The following is a 19,145-nucleotide window of genomic DNA, read 5'->3' on the forward strand; positions in this document are numbered from 1 at the left end:
CACTAGGCTTCGCTCCGTACCCTCACCCTCTCCCCTCTCTCGAGGGGAGAGGGACTTTGTTTTTGCGCGCCGGAAAGTTTGTGCTGAATTGGTGTGCGCTTGCGCCGTCTGGTCGTAGGACTTCCCCCTCTACAAGACACGCTGCAGCAAGATCGACAGCGCGCAGACTTCGGCGCTCACGCCGACTCCAGCACCCAGCACCCGAACGCTGGTCCGGCCGAATAGCCGGTCTCCGGCTCGATGCGGATTTGCAAGGTGGCGCGGTCTGCCACTGCTGCAGGCAAGGCGTAATCCACGTCGACGAAATCCAGGCCGCGGTTGCCGTCCAGGCGTTCGTTGGCGATGAGTTCGCCGTCGGCGAGGATGCGGAAGCGGCGGCGGGTTTCGTCGCCCCAGTAGCGCAGGCGCAGGATCCTGGCCTGGGTGGTGTTGCGCAGGGTGAAGGCGATGAAACCGCCGGTGCGGGCGTCGCGGCCGGCACGGCGGCGGTAGCTCAGTGCGTAGGAGCTTTCGCTGTGCAGGCCATGAGCCTTTTCGGATGCTTCATCGCCCAGGGCAATGCGGTCCAGTGCGCGCGTGTCGAGCGCGTGTTGTTTCGCGTCTGCTGCGGCCTGCTCGGCTTGATGCTGCTGCCATGCAGCGGCGTCGCGATGCTCCAGGTAGGGCGCGCTGCGGCGATCGAACTGCGCGTAGAACGGCGAGAAGCGCCACAGCTGGTCGCCGTGGCGGTAGTCGAAAGCGGTCTGGCCCGCCACCGGCTGCAGGCGCCGCAAGACCTCATCGCCGCCGATCAACGCCAGGGTCTTGCCCGACCAGGGTTTTGCCGCATCGCCTAGGTCGGCCGCCAGCACCAGCGGCCCGCGCAGCACCGAGACCCAGGCCGGGTCGTCCGGCGTGGCTTCCAGGCGCAGCGGCATCTCGAACGACAGCGTGAGCGTGTCGCCCGCGCGCCAGACGCGGGTGAGGCGCAGGTAGCCTTCATTGACGGTAGCATCGACCAACTGGCCATTGAGCTGCAGCCTCGGCGACTGCGCCCAGCCAGGCACGCGCAGTGCGACCATGCGTTGCTCGGCCGGCGCGGCGTCGATGCGTAGCGAGGCGCTGCCCTGCTCCGGCATCGTGCTGCGCAGGGTCATGTCCAGCCCGGCGGCATCGCGCACGCTGGAGGGCACATACAGATTGACGTAAACGCCCTGCCCGTCCTGCCAGTAGATCGAATCGCCGAACTGGGCATGCGCCTCCATGCCGCTGCCGACGCAGCACCAGAAATCGTCGAACGGCGACGACCAGGCGCGCGCTTCGCCGGCCAGCATCGGTGTCATGTAGGTGAACATGCCGGTGCGCGGATGCTGCTGCGCCATCACGTGGTTGAGCAGCGTGCGCTCGTAGTAATCGAAGAACTCGGCCTGCGGGCCCCACCGGTACAGATGCCGGGTGAGCTTGAGCATGTTGTAGCTGGCGCAGTGCTCGCAGGTCTGCTCGGTGACAAACTTCGAAATGCTGTCCGGCTGCTGGAAATACTCGCGGTCGCCATTGCCGCCGATCACGTAGGTATGGTGGGCGGTGACGGTGTGCCAGAAGAAACGCGCTGCCGCGCCCGAGGCGGCATCGCCGGTGACTTCGTACTCGCGTGCCAGGCCGATCAGCTTGGGAATATTGGTATTGGAATGCTGGTGCACCAGCTCGTCGCGTTGGGCGATAAGCGGATCTAGCACGGCGTGATGGTGCAGGCGCTGCGCCAGTGCAAGCCATTGCACATCGCCGGTCCGCACATGCAGCTCGACGAAGGATTCGTTGAGACCACCGAATTCGCACGACAGCACCTTCTGCAGCTGCGCGTCGTCGAGTGCGGCGAAGATGCCTTGCAGATAGCCGGCCAGGCCCACCGCCACCTGCAACGCCTGCGCGTTGTCGCAATGCGCGTGCACGTCGAGCAGGCCGGCAAACAACTTGTGCCAGGTGTACAGCGGTGCCCAGCTACCGTTGAGGTAGAACGGCGCCGGGTCGATCTTGCCGCGCCTGAGCTCATCGAACACCGCGCGGCCGCTTTCGATCTTCCCTGCTGCATTCTTTCGGGTGAAGCCAGCCACATAACCATCGCCTGCATGCACCTGGCAGCGTGCTAGCTCTGCGACCAGATACCCGGCGCGCGTGCGGCATTGCGCATCGCCGGTCTGTGCATGCATCAGTGCCAGTGCGCTGAGATAGTGACCGAGCGTATGCCCGGCAATGGTGTCCGCCTCCCAGCCGCCGTATGCAGGCGCCTTGGGATCGAGGCCGGCGTACAGCACGAAGTTGTGCAACAGCCGGTCCGGCTCCAGCCGCATCAGGTAACGACGGTTGGTGTGCAGCGCATCCAGGAACAACGACGGTGTGAGCCGCACCTGTGCCAGCGGCACCGCACGCACGCTGCCGGGTTGTGCGGCACTGGCCTGGGCCGGAAAGCGCAGCAAACCTGCGGCAACCGCCAGGCTGCTCCAGGCCAGAAAGCGCCGCCGCGACAGGCTCGGCGCGTGGTCGTTGGGCAATTCGCTCGGATACGTCTCGGTCATGGGCTCAGCTTAGCTCCTGTCGGCGCGCACAGACCGCGCACGCCATTGCAACAACCGCCTATGCAATCGCGACAACACACGCGTGCATACGCATGACGCCCGCGACCGATGGCATCTGGCCGCAGGCCACCGCGATACACCGGCCCGATCAGAACTTCACCGTGGCACGCGCCCAGTAGAAGCGACCGAGCAGATCGTAGGTGGCCACATCGGTATTGGCGTTGCCGACGTTGTTGGAGTAATACAACGGCGGCTGCTTGTTGGCGATATTGTCCACGCCCACTTCGAAGCGCGTATGCCACGGCTCGACGTTGTAGCCGAGCTGCAGGTTGTTGTAGACGTAGGCGCCGATCTTGCGCACCACCATCGGCTCGCTGGAATCGGCCGACAGGCTCTGGTCCGGATCCGAATTGCCGATGGCGGTGTGCCCCACATAACGGATGCGCCAGGTGGCGCTCCAGTCATCCAACGCCCAGTTCACCGTGCCCAGCGCACGCCAGCGCGGGAAGTTGCCGTAGGCCTGGGTGTAGCGGCCGACGTTGTGGATGGTGACCGAGCTGGGGTCGGTGGTATCGGGCAGCACGTCGTAACGGGTGAGATAGGTGCCGTTGAGCCCGGCGCTGAGATTGCCCCACGCGGTGGGCGGTGCGCGGTAGGTCAGGTTGAAGTCCATGCCCTTGGCCCACAGCTTGCCAAGGTTGACGGTGGGTTCGGCGATGTAATTGATGGTGCCGTTGCCGTTGCGATGGATCAGCGCGCAGAAGGAGCTGGCCGGGTTGGCGAAGCATTGATTGAGCACGGTCTGCGCCGACACCGTGGTGATGGTGTCTTCCAGATCGATGCGCCACCAGTCCGCGCTCAGTGACAGCCCATCGATCCACTGCGGGTCGTACACCAGTCCCACGTCGTAGGACTTGCCGGTTTCCGGCTTGAGCTGGTACCCGGCCACTGCTGCGCCGGACACCTTGCCCGACACCTGTCCATCGGATTGCTGGTAGCTGCCATCGGTGGGCACACTGGCGCAGGCCACGCTATTGCCACCGGTGTAGCCATTGCACGGGTCGTTGACGGTGGCCGCATCGCCGGCCACGCCGGCGTACAGCTCGTTGATGTTGGGCGCGCGGAACACCTCCGACACCGTGCCGCGGATCAGCAGGTTCTCGATCGGGCGATATTCCAGCGACACCTTGCTGTTGGTCTTGCTGCCGACCGAGCTGAAGTCGGAAAAGCGCGTGCCCAGCGTGACGTTCAAGGCGTTGATGCCGGGCAGGTCCTTCAGCAGCGGAAACAGCGCTTCGGCATAGGCCTCCTTGACGTCGAAACTGCCGGCCAGGGTGGACGAACAGAATTCGATCACCCCGCACAGGCCGTCTTCATCGCCGGTCCATAGCGGGTCGGAGGCAGTGGTAGAACGCTCCTTGCGATAGGAGACGCCGGTCGCCAGGCTGACCGTGCCGGCCGGCAGTTCAAACAGCGAGCCGTTGGCATTGGCCTCGAATTGCTTGACCGTGTAGACGCTGGTCACGATGGGGTTGACCACCATGCCCTGCAGCGCGGACAGGTTGGCGCTGTCATTGAGGTTGAAGAAGTTCAGCGGTGTGCAGCCGGCGATCGCCGCGCCCGCGCTGCCGCACTTGACCACGCCATCGCCGTCCAGGAACGAGGGGCCAATGGCCTGATTGAACGCGGCATAGTCCAGAAAGCCGTTGTTGATCGACTTCTGTTTGACCTTGCCGTAGTTGAAGGTGGCATCCCACTGCCAGGAACTGTCGCCGAAGCGGCCGCGCAAACCGGGGCTGATCTGGAAGTTGTAGGTGTTGTATTGATAGCTGCGATTGCCCAACACGGTGGCGCGCGTGTTGAGGTCGTTGTAGGAGGTGCCAGTGCTGCGATCGGTGCCGAAGTTCACGCCGAACGGGTTGTAGTAACTCTGCGACGACACCAGGATGTTGTCGCCGTTGGAGAAGATCGGGATCGGCGCAATGATCGAGGCGGATTCGGTTTTACTGAACCAGGTGTTGACGTAGCCCTCGACGTTGTCGGTGAAACGATAGGTGCCCAGCAAAAACGCATTGGTGCGCTTTTGCGGGGTCTGCAACAGGTTGAACGGCTGGTAGTTGTAGGAGTCGGCACTGGCGTTGTAACAGTGGAAATCGCCCGGGTCGGCGCGACCGCTCACGCCGCTGTTGAGGGTGACACGCCCGCAGCCGTTGGCCTGCGCAAGCTGCGTGGACTGATCCGAGCCATCGTTGAAATTCACGGTGCCGGTGGGCGTTGCGGACGAGCCCTGCTTCACCGGTTGCCCGTTGGTCAACGCAAGCGCGTCTTTGGAATAGTCGCGCGCCGCTGCCGAGACTGGATCGATGTTGTGGTACGACAGGCCGCCGATCAGGCTGCCACGCTCCCAGGTCTTGCCGGTGGTCAGGGTGAAGTTGCGCCGGTTGCCGTCGCCTTCGCTGCTGGTGCCGAAGTCGCTGCTGAACTGCACACCATCAAACTGGCTGCGCAGGATGAAATTGACCACGCCGCCGATGGCGTCGGAGCCGTACACCGCAGAGGCGCCGTCGCTGAGCACTTCGATGCGCTCGATCATGCTGGACGGAATCGCGTTGACGTCGTTGTAGGCCAGTCGAATACCGTTGACCAGCACCAAGGTGCGCTTGTCGCCGAGACCGCGCAGCGAAATGGCCGACGCACCGGTGCCGCCTCCGTTGTTGGTGTACGGATTGGTGGCGTTGCCGGCGATCGACGGCAGCTCCTGCAGCAGATCGCCGACCGTAGCCTTGCCGGTCGCAGCAATCTGTTCCTGGCTGACCGTGACCACCGGGTTGGCGGTTTCGGTATCCACGCGGCGCAGACGCGAGCCGGTGACGACCACGCTGTCCAGCGTTTGCGGCGCATCACTACTGCCGCCGGCCTGCTGCGCAGACACCGGTGCGCTGACACCTGCAGACAGCGCCAGCAGCAATGCGGCGCTGAGCATGCTCGGCACCGGGCGCGTGGGCGTGCCGGAGGTCCGGGAGAAAGGCAACAGCGGCATCGGCATGCAAGGCTCCTGATTCGTATGGCAGACAAACGATGGGCAACACACACCCGTGCCGGCGGACACCAGCGCAGGGCAAGAGGGATGGCAGACGCGCACGCGACGAAGCTTCTCGCCAGCGCTGTGCTGCAGACATGCAAACAACCTGCGACGCGCACGACCACGCAGCAGCGCGTGTTGTCAAAAGGGTGTTGGTTCCGCACCGGAGGCGCCCATGCGCTCCAGTTTCATCAGCTGGTCACAATGTGCCTGTGCGCACGCGCTACGTCTTGTCGCATTTGACGACAGCGCATGCGGAAAACTGCATGGTTCGCAAATGAACCAGCCTGCCTTGACGTTGCACTCTGCAGCAACGTCTGCAGCTGGACATCATGCGCAAGACGATGGGCGAGACGCCCGAGGCGATGTATCGCTTGCAAGCATGTGCGATGGCAGTCGATCTAGAAATCGAGCACTGCGCATGCATGCAGCAGCGCGATCACGGCAATCAGCGTGCACTGCCCTGCCCGCCCTGTTTCAGCGGCCGTGGTCTAGGCACTGCAGTCGAACGGTCGGCCGGCAGACCCGGCCACACGGATCATGGCACCTGCGTCGTCGCGGCCTGGTCGTGGTTCCAGTCCGGTGTTGGCGCTTGCTGCATCCAGCGCAGGAAGAAATCCAGCAGGCGGCGCTTGCCATAATCGCCACCGGCGCCATGATCGCCGCCGGGCACCACCAGCAGATCGAAATCCTTGCCTGCCTTGATCAGCCGATCGGCCACCTGGAAGGTGCTGGCCGGATCGACATTCATGTCCATGTCGCCGGTGACCAGCAGCAGATGCCCTTGCAGGCGCGCGGCGTTTTCCACGTTCGACGATTCGGCGTACCACGGCCCGACCGGCCAGCCCATCCATTGCTCGTTCCACCAGATCTTGTCCATGCGGTTGTCGTGGCAACCGGAATTTGCCACGCCCGCCACATAGAATTCCGGATGGAACAGCAGCGCACCCAATGCGTTCTGGCCACCGGCCGAGGTGCCGTATACACCGACGCCGCCGTCGATGGCATACCACGGGTACTGTGCGGCAGCGGCCTTGTGCCAGGCGATGCGATCCGGCAGGCCCGCATCCTTGAGGTTGCGCCAGGCCACATCGTGGAACGCGCGCGAGCGATTGTTGGTGCCCATGCCATCGATCTGCGCGACCGCAAATCCCAGTGCGGTCAGCGCTGACATGCGGGTGGTGAACGTCTTGGGCACGAAGGACCCCTGCGGGCCGGCGTAGATGTATTCGATCACGCGATAACGCTGCTGTGGTCGCATCTGCGTGGGGCGCTGGATCACGCCCCAGATCTCGGTCTTGCCATCGCGGCCGGTGGTGTGGAACGGCAACGGTGGCTGCCAGCCGGCAGCCTGCAGACGGCTCAGATCGGTGCGCTCCACCGTGCGTGCCAGGCTGCCATCGTCGCTGCGCCGCAGCTCCAGCACCGGGCCCAGGTCCACGCGCGAGTACAGGTCCAGATACCATTTGCCATCCGGCGAATAACTCACCTGGTGATCGGCGGCGGCCGGCGTCAATGCAGTGAGCCCGGTGCCGTCCAGACCGATGCGATAGGCATGGCGGTAATACGGGTCCTCGCCGGGCTGCATGCCGGAGGCGGTGAAATACAGCTGGCCTGCGCCCTCGTCGAGGTAGTCGAGCTTGCGCACCACCCAGTCGCCCTGCGTGACCTGGCGGATCACCGTACCGCTGTGGCCGTCATACAGATACACGTGCTCCCAGCCATCGCGCTCGGAGGCCCACAGGATCTGCGCGCCGTCGGCCAGATCGCGCCGCGCATGCTTGCCGCCGTCCTCGTGGGTTCCGCTGAGTTCGGAGTATTCGATGAAAGTGGGCGAAGTCTCTTCGATCAGGGTGCGCGCGTCAGCCGTGCGTGCGTCAACTTCAATCACCCGATACAGCTGGTGCCCGCGCGCGTTGTATTCGAAGGTGAGCGCGCGGCTGTCCTTCCACCAGACCATCTCGCTCAGGCTGAAGGCATTGGGCAGCAACGTCATCGCCACCGGATGCGCGGTGCGCGTGGCGATGTCGAACAACACCGGCTGCATCACCGGCAAGGCATCGCCGGGCTTGGGATAGACCTGCTGGTGCAACTTCGGCTGCAGCTGATCGGCCGGCGCCGACTCGATGTAATAGACCATGCGTGGCGGCGGCGCCTTGACCCGATACGCAGCCAGATGCTGCGAGTCCGGCGACCACACCACGCTGTCGAGTGCGTAGTAATCATCGGCACTGCCATCGCGGCTAAGCACGCTGCGCTCGCCACCACCGACCGGCGCGATCACCAGATTGGCCTGCTCCACCCAGGCGCGCCAGCGGCCATCCGGCGATAGCTTGGCCTGCCGCTTGCCCTGCTTGAGCGGCAGGCGCATGTCCATCGACTCGGCCTGCACGTCGCGTTCGGGCACATGCGCGCATTGATAGCGGGCCAGATCGCACTGCCAGCCCAGCTTCGCCAGCTGGAAGCCCAGGCGCTGCCGATCCAGGGTGGGTTCCTCCAGCTGCAGTTGCGTGGCGTCGATGGCTTGCGCACCGGCCTGGGTCAGGGCCGCCGCCAGCCGCGCATGATCGAAGGCCGGCGTGTTGCGGCCGCTGGCCGCATCCACCAGGCGGTATTCGATGGCCGGCGCCTGATCGGCACGTGCCACGCCACGCCGATACAGGAAATGCCCCGCATCGATCCATACCGGCGCCGTCGGTTGCCTGTCGACCAGCGACGCATAGTGATCGGCCAGACCGATCGCCTGCACATACTGAGCCGGTGTGGGCGTGGGCACAGGCGTGGTTGCTACGGGTGCAACGGATGCAGCCGCCGCGCTTGCCGAGAGCGTCCAGAGTGCGATGCTCAGGCACCATGCTGCGACGCTACGCCGCCTGGAGGTCTGGGTGTGATGCAGCAGTGGCTTCATGCGTTTATCCGCGGAGATGGTGTGGTCATGGCTGGCACGGTCATTGCGCCAATGGGCCATCACCCGTACCAGGCCTGCACCTTCACCGCCGCTGTGCTGGCGGGCAATGCCACACGATCGGCATGCGGGCCTTGTGGACGCGCCGGCTTGCCGTCGAGGAGCACGCGGGTGAGCTTCTTACCCTTGGGCGCACGCAGGCTCAGCCAGGTGTGCCTGGGTGACCGTTCCGGCAGTTGCACCTCGGCATCGATGCGGCCTGCCGCCACATCGGTGCGCAGTGTCAGCGTGAGCTTGCCCCAGCGTGTGGGCGCTGCGGTGATGCCGATCGCAGCGCCACTGGCCAGCCATGCGCGCGGCAGCGCACGCGCAAGGAACAACTGCTCGCCTGCGCTGTCGTCGCTGACCAGCATCCAGCGCAGCAGCAACGGGATGGTCATCTGCGCGGGGATGCAGAACAGCGGCATGCCACCGGTGATGCCGCTGACCTCGCCGGCGGTCCAGCTGCCGCGGGTATGCACCTGGTAGCGGTGCGCATAGACGAACAACAGATACTCTTCGATGCGATCCAGCCGCAGCAGCTGTTGCGCATAGCCGTAAGAGATGAAGCCGAGCAGATCGCGGCTGCCCGGCTCCGGCGGCGCGATGTTGGCCACCACGCCGATGCTGGTGCCGCCATGGCCGCGCAGGCAATCGATCACCAGGTTGGCCAGGTCATCGGGCAGCACATCGGCCTGCAGCAATTCCGCATACGCGCGGTGCGGCCATTGCTGCTCGCTGGGCTTTTCCTGCAGCAGCGACTGGCGAAACGTGAGTTTGGTGCCCGGCAGCGGGCCGATATACGGCGGCGACAGATCGCGGCGCACGTTGGCACGCAGGCTGGCCTCCAGCCGCGCGCGCAACTGCCTGGCGCGATGCTGCCATCGCGTGGCCAGACCGGCATCGCCACCGAGCGTGCTCCAGACCTGGGCGATGTCTTCCCAGCCGCGTATCGTCAGCGCGCTGTTGGCGTAATACGGTTTCCACCACAGCGACGGGTCGGGGAACAGGCAGGCATCGGATTCGTTCCATCCATGCAGCAGGCCATGGCCATGCGCGTTGCGCGGTAATGCCAGCGCCTGGTCGTGCAGCTCGCACAGCAGCTGCGCGGTGGCGGCGATCTTGGGCAGCAGGCGGCACAGCCGCGCCGCATCGCCGGTATAGCGCAGATAGCGCGCCAGCAGCGACAGGGTCAGCCCGAACTGCCCGACCTCCGGTCCGCGCATGTTCGGCAGGCCATCGTCCTGCACGAAGTCGTCGAAGTAGTTGTCCAGTACCGCGGCGGCCTGCGCAAAGCGGCCCCACTCCAGGTTGGCGTAGAACGAGCTGGTAAAGGTGTCCTGGAAACCGTCGTACTCGTTGCCGTAGTAGTCGCGCTCCACCGCGCCGTACTTCGGATAATCGCCACCGGGGCGCACCACCAGCTCGCGTGCGAAGGCGAACTGCGCCATGTCGTTCCAGCTGGCATCGGGCAGCTGCGCCTGCACCGTGCCATCCAGGGCCTGCTGCCAGTACGCGGCGAAATCGATCAACCCCGCGTAGAACTGCTCAGCGGTGGCCGGCTTGCGCGACGGTGCAAACGCGGGATAGCTGTGGGTGTAATGCACGCCGACGATCTCGCCGCCGCGTACGTGCATCGTGCGATGCCAGGTCTGCACCACGAAGCGATCACTGGCACGCACATCGGCGAACACCAGCACGTCGTACCAGCTATCGGCCTCGCCCTCGCGCCGCATCACCTTGCGTACCGCCGGCATCCAGCCACCCAGCAGGCCTTCCTCGCGCCGTTTGATCAACGCCTCTTCGCCCAACTCGGCGAAGGCGTGTTCCGGCCGCGAGGTGCGACTGCGGCCGTTGGGCAGGATCGGCATGGTATCCAGGCTTTCGCGCGTGCCGACGAAGGTGGTCCACGGCCAGCGCCCGCCATTGTCCTTGGGGTCGAGCAGCGAGGCCGGCGGCGGCGCGACATCGCGCACCTGCGCCTCGTCCGGGTCGCCATCGCGCAGCAGGCGGTCGGCGAGCAGATCTGCCTCGGCCATCGCCACCTCGGCCAGCGACATCCCGAAGTACGGCTTGCCCTCGGCCGGATAGGCCGGCTCGGTGCGTTTGTCCAGGCGCAGCATGCCGCTGTCGGTCCATAGCGTCAGCTGGCCCTGCGGGTTGTCGAGATGCTCGTAGACGGTCCACTGCTGCTGCAGGTGTTCAAAACTGCACAGCTTGCTGCCCACATGCGCGGCCGACGGCAGCGCCTCAAGACGCGGCAGCGCCGGTGGCGGCAACGTCGCCGGGGTGTGCGACGTGCCCGGCAGCGCGAGCGCGGCACCCGCGCCCACCGCCGCGGTTGCCGCCATGCCCTGACGCAAAAAGCTTCTGCGGTCCATCGTCGCGCCCTCGGTTGATCTCATCCACATCCTGCGCGACGGCGCGGCCTGCGTCTTGTGGCAGCTGTCTGGCACGTATGCGGAAATCCGCACACAAGCAGCTGTTGCTGCGCTGCCATCGCAGCAACGGCGCAGCGCCCAGCCGCCGCCCCCTGCCATTTAGCCACGTGACTTTCTGGCCACGCCGGCAGCTGCGGTGGCAGCCACACTGGCTGCACAGACGCAGGCGGCACCGTCGCCAGACACAACGCAACCCAAGCCCACCCACAAGGACCGTCATGCAGCCATCCCTACCGCGCATCGCGCACAGTGCCCGCGCCGCAGCGCGATTTTTCGATGCCGGCAGCGCGTCCGTCAGGCGGTTGAAACGTCCGGCGCATTGCTGGCTGTGGCTGGCCTTGATCGCGCCCTGCATCGCGCAGGCGCAGGTGGACCTGTCGCAGCTGGATGCCGAGATGGCCGCGCCACGCACCCAGGTGCTGGTGCTTGGCAGCGTGCATCTGTCGCAGTTGCCCAAGGGCAGCGATATCGGTACAGCACGGCTGCAACCGCTGATGGACCGGCTGGCCGCGTACGCGCCGACCATCATCACCACAGAGGACCTGTCGGGCGAAACCTGCGACCTGATGCGGCGCCATCCGGCGGTGTATCTGCCCGAGGACACCACGACCTATTGCCCCGACACCAGCGAGGCGGCGCGTACCACCGGGCTGGACGTTCCCACCGCTCTCAGCCAGGTCCGTGCAGCGCTCCGCAGCTTGCCCAGTACGCCCACACCGGCACAGCGTCGGCACCTGGCTGCGCTGTTTCTGGCCTCGGGCGAGCCACCATCTGCGCTGGTGCAATGGCTGCAGCTTGCGCCGGCAGAACAGCGCAGCGGCGACGGCCTGGATGCGGCGCTGGTCGCGCGACTGCGCAGCATGGAACAGCGCCCCAACGAGAGTTACCAGATCGCCGCACGGTTGGCGGCACGCCTTGGCCTGCAGCGCGTCCATCCGGCCGACGATCACACCGGCGACAACGTGGACCTGGCCGACCCGGCGGCGTACGGCAAGGCGATCCAGGCCGCCTGGGACAAGGCCGCGCCGCGGGCGCGCGCCATGCGTGAGCGCGAGGACCAGCTGGCAAGTCAAGGCAAGTTGCTGGAGCTCTATCGCGCGATCAACCTGCCGGCCAGCCAGCAGCTGGCCATCGCGGTGGATTTTCGCGCCGCACTGAGCGAGGGTTCGCCGCAGCGCTACGGCTATCGCTACGTATCCGGCTGGGAGATCCGCAACCTGCGCATGGTGTCCAATGTACGCGCCAGCTTTGCCGAACAACCTGGTGCGAAGGTGCTGGCAGTGGTCGGTGCCATGCACAAGCCCTGGTTCGACAACTGGTTGGGACAGCTGCAAGGGGTGGATATCGTGGATGCGGCGCAGCTGTTGGGCAGTGACGGGCCGTGAGTACAACGCCGTCAGCATGACGCTCCAGGCCAAACGCGAGTCAGTCGAAGGCGCGGTGCCCTCGCCGCTCGCCGGACACGCCCGTGGACCCGCCCGTGGGGGCTCGGTGGCGGCCTTGATGCCGCCATACGGTCCCGCAACCGGCGAGGACACCGCATCAGAGAGTTGGTCGGTGATTTGGCAAAAACCTGCTTGTTGCTCGGGGTGCATTGGAAGGCTGATCGGAGGCGACGCTATCCGAACAACACACGTCATGGTTTGCTCGCGACCTTGCACACCGACCATCTCGACTGGTCCTTGCCCGCCTACCGTCGCGGGACCTTACGCGGCATGGATGCCGCGTAAGAGCCTACACGGACGTACTTGCGGCGTGTCCCGCGATGGTGGGCGGGCAAGGGCCCTGCAGCCAGGTAACAGATCAGCCGCTCTACGCTTGCGGGCTGCCCGCACGGTCCCAACACCCGCAGACAAAACCTGCAGTTATCGATACCAGCATAAGCAGCAGCCATCAATTCGCTGACTCCACAAAATGCAGAACGTAAATCCGGTTTCAGGTGCAGCCAGATGCGGCATCAAAGCGAAGGCCGCGCACCTAATGCACTAGATCGACAACCGGCCTTCGTCCAATCCGGGCTCTCAGGTCAGCACATCCAGCAAGCTACCCAGCATTTCGTCGGAGCGACGTAGCGCAGTGGCGTTGGCCTTGAAATCGTTGCGTGCCGAGAGGCCTTCGACCAGATCGCTGGCCGGTGCCGATGGATCGGCGTTGGCGTCGACCACGCTGGCTGCCACGCCACCATTGAGCTGCGTGCTGGCTGCAACGGCCTGACGTGGACTGCCGTCCACCGGCTGACGCGCCACATTGCTGGCGGCCACCTGCTGGCGCAGTGCGGCGACCTGCATTCCGGAACTGGCGATACTGCTGATGCTCATGGTGGCTCCGGTGCAGAACTGAGAAATAACCAATGACGTTTGTTTACCAACCAATCAACACAATCGTTGCCGGCAATCGCGCCGCGCTGCTGTCGTTCCTACGCCCACCGAGGCGCGTGGCAAGCGTGCCTCACGAGGTGGAACCAGCTAACAGGAACCGCAATGACGTGTCCCACCCACCGATTCTGATCACGCCCACCTCACGGCTGCGCAGCCGCCTCACGCAGGCTCAATAGGTGCCTACCCGCACACGCAACACCACCGGCACTTCACCCGCCGCATCCACCCGTCCGAAGTTGAGCCCGTAGTCGGTCTGGTCGCCGTTGAGCTGTCTTTCGACCTGCCAGCGCCCGTCCACGTACCGCCCCTGCTCCACCCGCAACAGTTGTCCATGACGGGTATCGGCCGCCTCGCGGAAAAATTCAATGCGCGCGGCCATGCCGGTGACCAGAAATTCCTCCGGCCCCAGCTGCGCCACCAGCAGCCGCCCGCCGTGGTCGTCGTTGCCCGGCAGGATCGCCGGCGCATCGCCCCACATCGGCGCGCCAAACGACACCTTGGCCTGCCAGTCGCCAAAGCGCAGCGTGCGTTGCGGCGCGCCGGGCTGTTCGGCCACCGCCTGCAGCCGGCCGTCGAAGGCGGCCTGGGCGATCACGCGCTGCAGCGGCGCCAGCAGCTTGAAGTTGGCGGCGTGCGCAGCGATCGCGTCGCGGTTGGCCTGGCTGTCCTGGTTGCCATCCATGCCGAACACCGAAAAGCCGATCCCGCCCTGCCCCAGCACATGGAACAGATACGGCGCGGTGGCCGCTTCGAAGCCGGTTTCCGAAACCCAGGCCGGGTTGTCCGGCCGCGCGTACTGGCCGATGACCTTGGTGTACTCGTTGTAGTCGTTGGTATAGATATCGGTGCCGATGAAGTCGACCGACGGCGTGGCCGCGCGCCACAGCGCGAACACATTCACCGTCGCACCGCCGGACGGATAATCCATGCCCGGGTAACGCTTGCCCTTGTAGCGCAGCCAGGTGTTGACGTAGAGCGGCAGCGGATAGGCGCGCTTGCCGGCCGCGGCCACCTGTTCGATATACGCCGCCGTCGCATGCGCGTTGAAGGCTTCGGCCGCTTCGGCACCGAACAGCTGCTGCCAGCTACCTTGCGGTTTGCCCAGTTTTTGCGCGATCGCGGCGGGCACCGGTTGCGCGAACGCCGCCTCGCCGGCCGGGCCATGGTCGCGCACCGTGCCGATCGCGCCGGGCTCGTTTTCCACCTGTACCAGGATCACCGTATGGCGGTCGCCATCGACCTTGCGCAGGTGCTGCATCAATGCGGTGAACGCACGCACATCGGCCTGCACGTTGGCGGCCACATGCGGCGACAGCACATCTACCGGTTCGCCATTGGCATCGCGCATGCGTGGGTAAGTGGCGTCGTCGCGCTTGATCCACTCCGGCACGTAATGCATCTGGCCGTTCTTCCAACTGCCGAACCACAGCAAGGCCACGCGCAGGCCACGCTTGCGCGCGCCGGCAATCAAGGCATCCACGTTGGTGGTATCGAAGCGCCCGGGCGCCGGCTCGAACTGCTCCCAGTACACCGGCGCTTCCACCGTATTGGCGTGCAGCGCGACCACCTCGTCCAGCGCCTTGGGCAGCACCGCCGGCCAGGCGCTGGAGTTGTGCAGCTGTGCGGCCAGCACGGTGTATGGCGCGCCATCGACGAACAGCGCATGGCGGCCATTTTGGGTAACGAAGCGCGGCAGTTCTTCCGCGCTGGCCAGCAATGGCACGCAACCGGCCAACATCGCCAGTGACCACAGCAGGGCTGCGATGCGGCCGCGCGGCCGCGGCATCTTCAGGGCAAGCAAACGCATCATCGCGCCTCCGACGGCAGTGAATTCCAATGTGGCGTGGGTTCGTCGCGCAGATGGCGCACGAAGAAGTCGTACTGGCGACGCTGCACATAATCGATCGGCCCGCTGGAGCGGCCTACCGAATGCTCGCCACCAGGCACGTTGAGCAGCTCGAAGTCCTTGCCAGCCTTGATCAGCGCATCGACCACCTGCGCGGTGGAGGCCGGGTCCACATTGCTGTCCTGCTCGCCAACGATCAGCAGCAGGTCGCCCTGCAACTTGGCCGCATTGACCACACCCGAGGCCTGCGCATAACCGGCATCCACCGGCCAGCCCATCCACTGCTCGTTCCAGCTGATCTTGTCCATGCGGTTGTCGTAGCAACCGGCGAACGCCACGCCCACCTTGTAGAAGTCCGGATGGCGTTCGAGCGCGCCCAGCGTGCTCTGCCCGCCGGCCGAGGCGCCATAGATGCCGACCCGGCCGATGTCGTAGGAAGGGTCCCTGGCCGCCAACGCACGGTGCCAGGCAATGCGATCGGCAAAGCCGGAATCGCCCAGGTTCTTCCACGCCACATCATGGAAGGCCTTGGAGCGGTTGGCGGTGCCCATGCCGTCGATCATCACCACGATAAAGCCCAGATCCGCCTGCGCCTGCATGCCGATCTGCTTGTCGCCACCGGAGTGATAGCCGAACGGCCAGAACGTCTTCGGCACAAAGGAGTCGTGCGGACCGGCGTAGATGTTCTCGATTACCGGATACTTCTTGTGCGGGTCGTAATCACGCGGGCGCACCACCATGCCCCAGATGTCGGTGCGGCCATCGCGGCCCTTGACCACGAAGGTCTCCGGCGCGCGCCAGCCGGCGGCCAGCAATCTGTCGATCTTGCCCTGTTCCACCTGCTGCAGCAGCCGGCCATCGATTGCGTGCAGCTCCATCACCGGCGGCAGGTCCGGGCGCGAATAGACATCGACGTAATGCCGACCATCGTCTGCGATCGCCACATCATGATCGGCATCGCTGTGGGTCAGCCGGGTCAACCGGCGGCCGTCGAAATCCACGCTGTACAGCTGCCGGTAGTACGGGTCCTTGCCCGCATCCATGCCGCTGGCGGTGAACCAGATGCGCCGCTGCGCGTCGTCCACGCGCAGCACATCGCGCACGATCCACGGCCCGCGCGTGAGCTGCCGCTTGAACCTGCCGCTGCGGCCATCGACCAGGTAAAGGTGCCGCCAGCCGTCGCGTTCGGAGATCCACAGCAACGCGTCGCCGCGCCCATCCACGTCATGCCGGAAGCTGCGGTCGGCGTAGACGAAGGTGCGCGCATCTTCGCCGACCGCCACGTGCGCGCGACCGCTCTGCGCATCCACCGCGATCACCCGCATGCGCTGAAAGCCGCGCTGCACGTAGTCGAAGCTCACGCTGCGGCCATCGCTGCGCCACTGCAGCGGCGACAGCGCATACGGATTGGCGAACAAGGCGGTGTCCACCTCGCGGCGTGTTCCGTCCACGGCGAACAGCACCGGCCGCTCCACATCCACCGCATCGCCGGGCTTGGGGTACAGCTGGGTGCGCACGCGCGGCTGGCCGCCGCCTGCAGGCGCTGCTTCCACGCGGGTGACGCGGCGGGCCAACCCAGGACGCACGCGATACACCGCCAGCCGCTGCGAGTCCGGCGACCAGGCGATGCTCTCCGGGTCGAAGTAATCGTCTGCGCGGCCATCGTCGCTGAGCCGGGTCAGCTGCCCATCGGCGACGCGACGCAGCAGCAGGTTCCAGCCATCGGCGAGCGCTTCCCAGCGGCCATCGGGCGAACGGCGCGGCGTGGTGTCGGCTGGCACCGCAGGGTCGCGCACCACACCGAAGCCGCGTGGACGCTGCTTTGCAGCGGCGTCATCGCGGGCGCAGCGGTCGTCCGTCAGGCTGCAACGCCAGGGCGCTTCGCCAAGCACGAAGCGGATCGCCCCGTCGCTGCGCTCGCCGTCCGGCGCATAGGCAAAGCGCTCGAACGGCAACTGCAACGCGGTGTAGGGTGTGCCGGTCGCTGCACTCAATGCCTGCGCCACGCGCAGCTGATCGAACGCCGGCGTTTTCTGCAGCGTGGCGACATCCATACGGACGAAGGCGAATCCGCCCGGCACCGTCTTGCGGTAATAGAACGTGCCGTTGTCCTGCCATTGCGCCGGCCAGGCCACGTTCTCGGTCAGCGTGCTCCAGTGCGCGCGCAAGCCCAGCGCGCGTTGGTAGTCGGCCACACTGGGCGCGGCCTGTGCCGCCGTCGACAGCAACACGATGCACGCAGCCACCCCGTTCAAGCAGCCACGCAACCAGCGCGATGCACCCGCGCTGCGGCGCAGCTCACTCGCCATCGTCCTCCTCCAACGCCAGCTCATCGCTGCGCAAGCCGCTGCGCGCGCCCCAGTGATAGATGAAGAATGCAATCACCGCCACGCTCAAGGTGTCGAACGGATGCGCGATCCAGCCGTGACCGCCGAACGTGCCGGCCCAGGACACCGCCATCACCAGCACGAAGAACACGATCAACCACAGCGATGCGCGCACCTGGCGCAGCAGGCGTGCCCTGCCCTGGCGCGATGGCAGGCGATACAGCACATACAGCACGAACGCGACCACCTGCAGGCCGAGCAACCACGACAAGGTGGGCCAGGTCGACCAGTAGACGATCAAGGCGGCGACGATGAACGACAGCGGCCCCAGCACGGCAAGGCCACGGACGCGGAACGGCCGCGGCAAGTCCGGCGCGCTGCGGCGCAATGCGGCTACGGTGACCGGCGCCACCGCATAGCTAAGCACCAGGGCCGCCGACACCACGCCAATCAGGGTCTCCCACGAGGGGAACGGCAGCGTCCAGAAGATCGACAAGCCCAGGCTCAACCACAATGCTGGACGCGGGATGCCCGATTGCGGATCCACCCGCGTCAGCACCGGCAAGAACCCGCCGCTGCGCGCCCAGCCGTACACCACGCGCGGGGTGGCATTCATGTAGATGTTGCCGGTACCGCTGGGCGAGACCATCGCATCGCAGATCACCAGCGCAGCCAGCCACGCCATCCCCAACGCCAGCGCGATGTCGTGGTACGGCAGCGCAAACACTTTGTCGATGCCGCTCCAGCCAGGCGCCAGTTGCGCGGCCGGAATGCTGCCAAGGAATGCCAGCTGCAGCAGCACGTAGATCACCGTGGACAAGGCCACCGACAGGATCAGGGCGATCGGAATATTGCGCTGCGGGTCGCGCACCTCGCTGGCCACCGACACGATCGGGGTCAGGCCCAGGTAGGCAAAGATGATGCCGCCGGCGGAGATCGCCGCCTCCACCCCGGCCATGCCCGAGGGCGCAAACCCGTGCACGCTCAGGTTGCCCGGGTTGAAGTGCTTCATCAGCAGCACGATCACCAGGATCGGCACCAGGAACTTGAAGATGCTGACGATGTTGTTGGCCAGCGCGAAGGTCTTGACGCTGAAATAGTTGAGCAGGAAGAACAGCACCAGCAGGGCCAGTTGCACCAGCCAGCCCCACACGCTGGGATGGCTGCCGCCGGGTTGGTTGAGTAGCGGGAACCATGCCGCCGCATACTGGCGCGCCGCTTCCACCTCGATCGCGATCAGGCTGGAAAACGCGATCAGGGTGATGAAGCCGGTCAACGAGCCGAGCAAGGCGCCATGCGAATACTCCGGGTAGCGCACCACGCCACCGGCGCGCGGCAGCGCGGCACCGAGTTCGCAATACACCAGGCCGAGCAGCAACACCGCGATGCCGCCGAGGATCCACGACAGGATGCCGGCCGGTCCGGCGATGGCAGAGACATGGCTGGCCGAGAACAACCAGCCCGAGCCGAAGATCGAACCCAGCCCGATAAAGGTCAGGTCGGTCAGGCTGAGTCGCTTGTGGAACTTGCCTTGCGTGGTCGTACCGTGTGTGGTCATTGGTCGCCCCGAAGCGT

9 protein-coding genes are annotated in these 19,145 nt (G+C 65.7%); 1 reads left to right on the plus strand and 8 read right to left on the minus strand.

What is annotated here, in order from left to right; all coding sequences use genetic code 11:
• Window positions 1-176: 176 nt before the first annotated feature.
• The 4 genes from ABQY64_RS12705 to ABQY64_RS12720 form a co-directional block, all read right to left on the minus strand.
• Window positions 177-2,552, minus strand: coding sequence for a beta-L-arabinofuranosidase domain-containing protein (locus ABQY64_RS12705; RefSeq protein WP_349779296.1), 2,376 nt, complete (start codon window positions 2,550-2,552; stop codon window positions 177-179).
• 148 nt (window positions 2,553-2,700) lie between these two features.
• Window positions 2,701-5,598, minus strand: a complete 2,898-nt coding sequence (locus tag ABQY64_RS12710) for a TonB-dependent receptor (RefSeq protein WP_349779295.1) — start codon at window positions 5,596-5,598, stop codon at window positions 2,701-2,703.
• Window positions 5,599-6,172: 574 nt separating this feature from the next.
• A complete protein-coding gene (locus ABQY64_RS12715) occupies window positions 6,173-8,542 on the minus strand; it encodes a DPP IV N-terminal domain-containing protein (RefSeq protein ID WP_349779294.1) in 2,370 nt (789 codons plus the stop codon).
• Between the two features lie 59 nt (window positions 8,543-8,601).
• Window positions 8,602-10,959, minus strand: a complete 2,358-nt coding sequence (locus tag ABQY64_RS12720; RefSeq protein ID WP_349779293.1) for a Tat pathway signal protein — start codon at window positions 10,957-10,959, stop codon at window positions 8,602-8,604.
• A gap of 278 nt (window positions 10,960-11,237) precedes the next feature.
• Between ABQY64_RS12720 and ABQY64_RS12725 the strand changes: the two genes are divergently transcribed.
• On the plus strand, window positions 11,238-12,404 hold the full coding sequence (locus tag ABQY64_RS12725) for a DUF5694 domain-containing protein (protein ID WP_349779292.1): 1,167 nt from the start codon (window positions 11,238-11,240) through the stop codon (window positions 12,402-12,404).
• Between the two features lie 636 nt (window positions 12,405-13,040).
• Here the strand turns inward: ABQY64_RS12725 and ABQY64_RS12730 are convergent.
• The 4 genes from ABQY64_RS12730 to ABQY64_RS12745 all read right to left on the minus strand — a co-directional run bounded on the left by ABQY64_RS12730 (window position 13,041) and on the right by ABQY64_RS12745 (window position 19,128).
• Window positions 13,041-13,337: a hypothetical protein gene (locus tag ABQY64_RS12730; protein ID WP_349779291.1), complete on the minus strand. Its 297-nt coding sequence runs from the start codon at window positions 13,335-13,337 to the stop codon at window positions 13,041-13,043.
• Window positions 13,338-13,566: 229 nt separating this feature from the next.
• A complete protein-coding gene (locus ABQY64_RS12735) occupies window positions 13,567-15,207 on the minus strand; it encodes a DUF5597 domain-containing protein (protein WP_349779290.1) in 1,641 nt (546 codons plus the stop codon).
• The gene (locus ABQY64_RS12740) at window positions 15,204-17,552 is read right to left on the minus strand and encodes a DPP IV N-terminal domain-containing protein (RefSeq protein WP_349779289.1); all 2,349 of its coding nucleotides are present in this window, start codon (window positions 17,550-17,552) and stop codon (window positions 15,204-15,206) included. Before ABQY64_RS12740 ends, ABQY64_RS12735 begins: the two co-directional genes overlap by 4 nt.
• Complete coding sequence (locus ABQY64_RS12745) at window positions 17,542-19,128, minus strand: APC family permease (RefSeq protein ID WP_349779288.1); 1,587 nt, start codon at window positions 19,126-19,128, stop codon at window positions 17,542-17,544. Before ABQY64_RS12745 ends, ABQY64_RS12740 begins: the two co-directional genes overlap by 11 nt.
• Between the last annotated feature and the right edge of the window lie 17 nt (window positions 19,129-19,145).

Source organism: Xanthomonas sp. WHRI 7065 (assembly GCF_040203115.2).
Lineage (GTDB): Bacteria > Pseudomonadota > Gammaproteobacteria > Xanthomonadales > Xanthomonadaceae > Xanthomonas > Xanthomonas arboricola.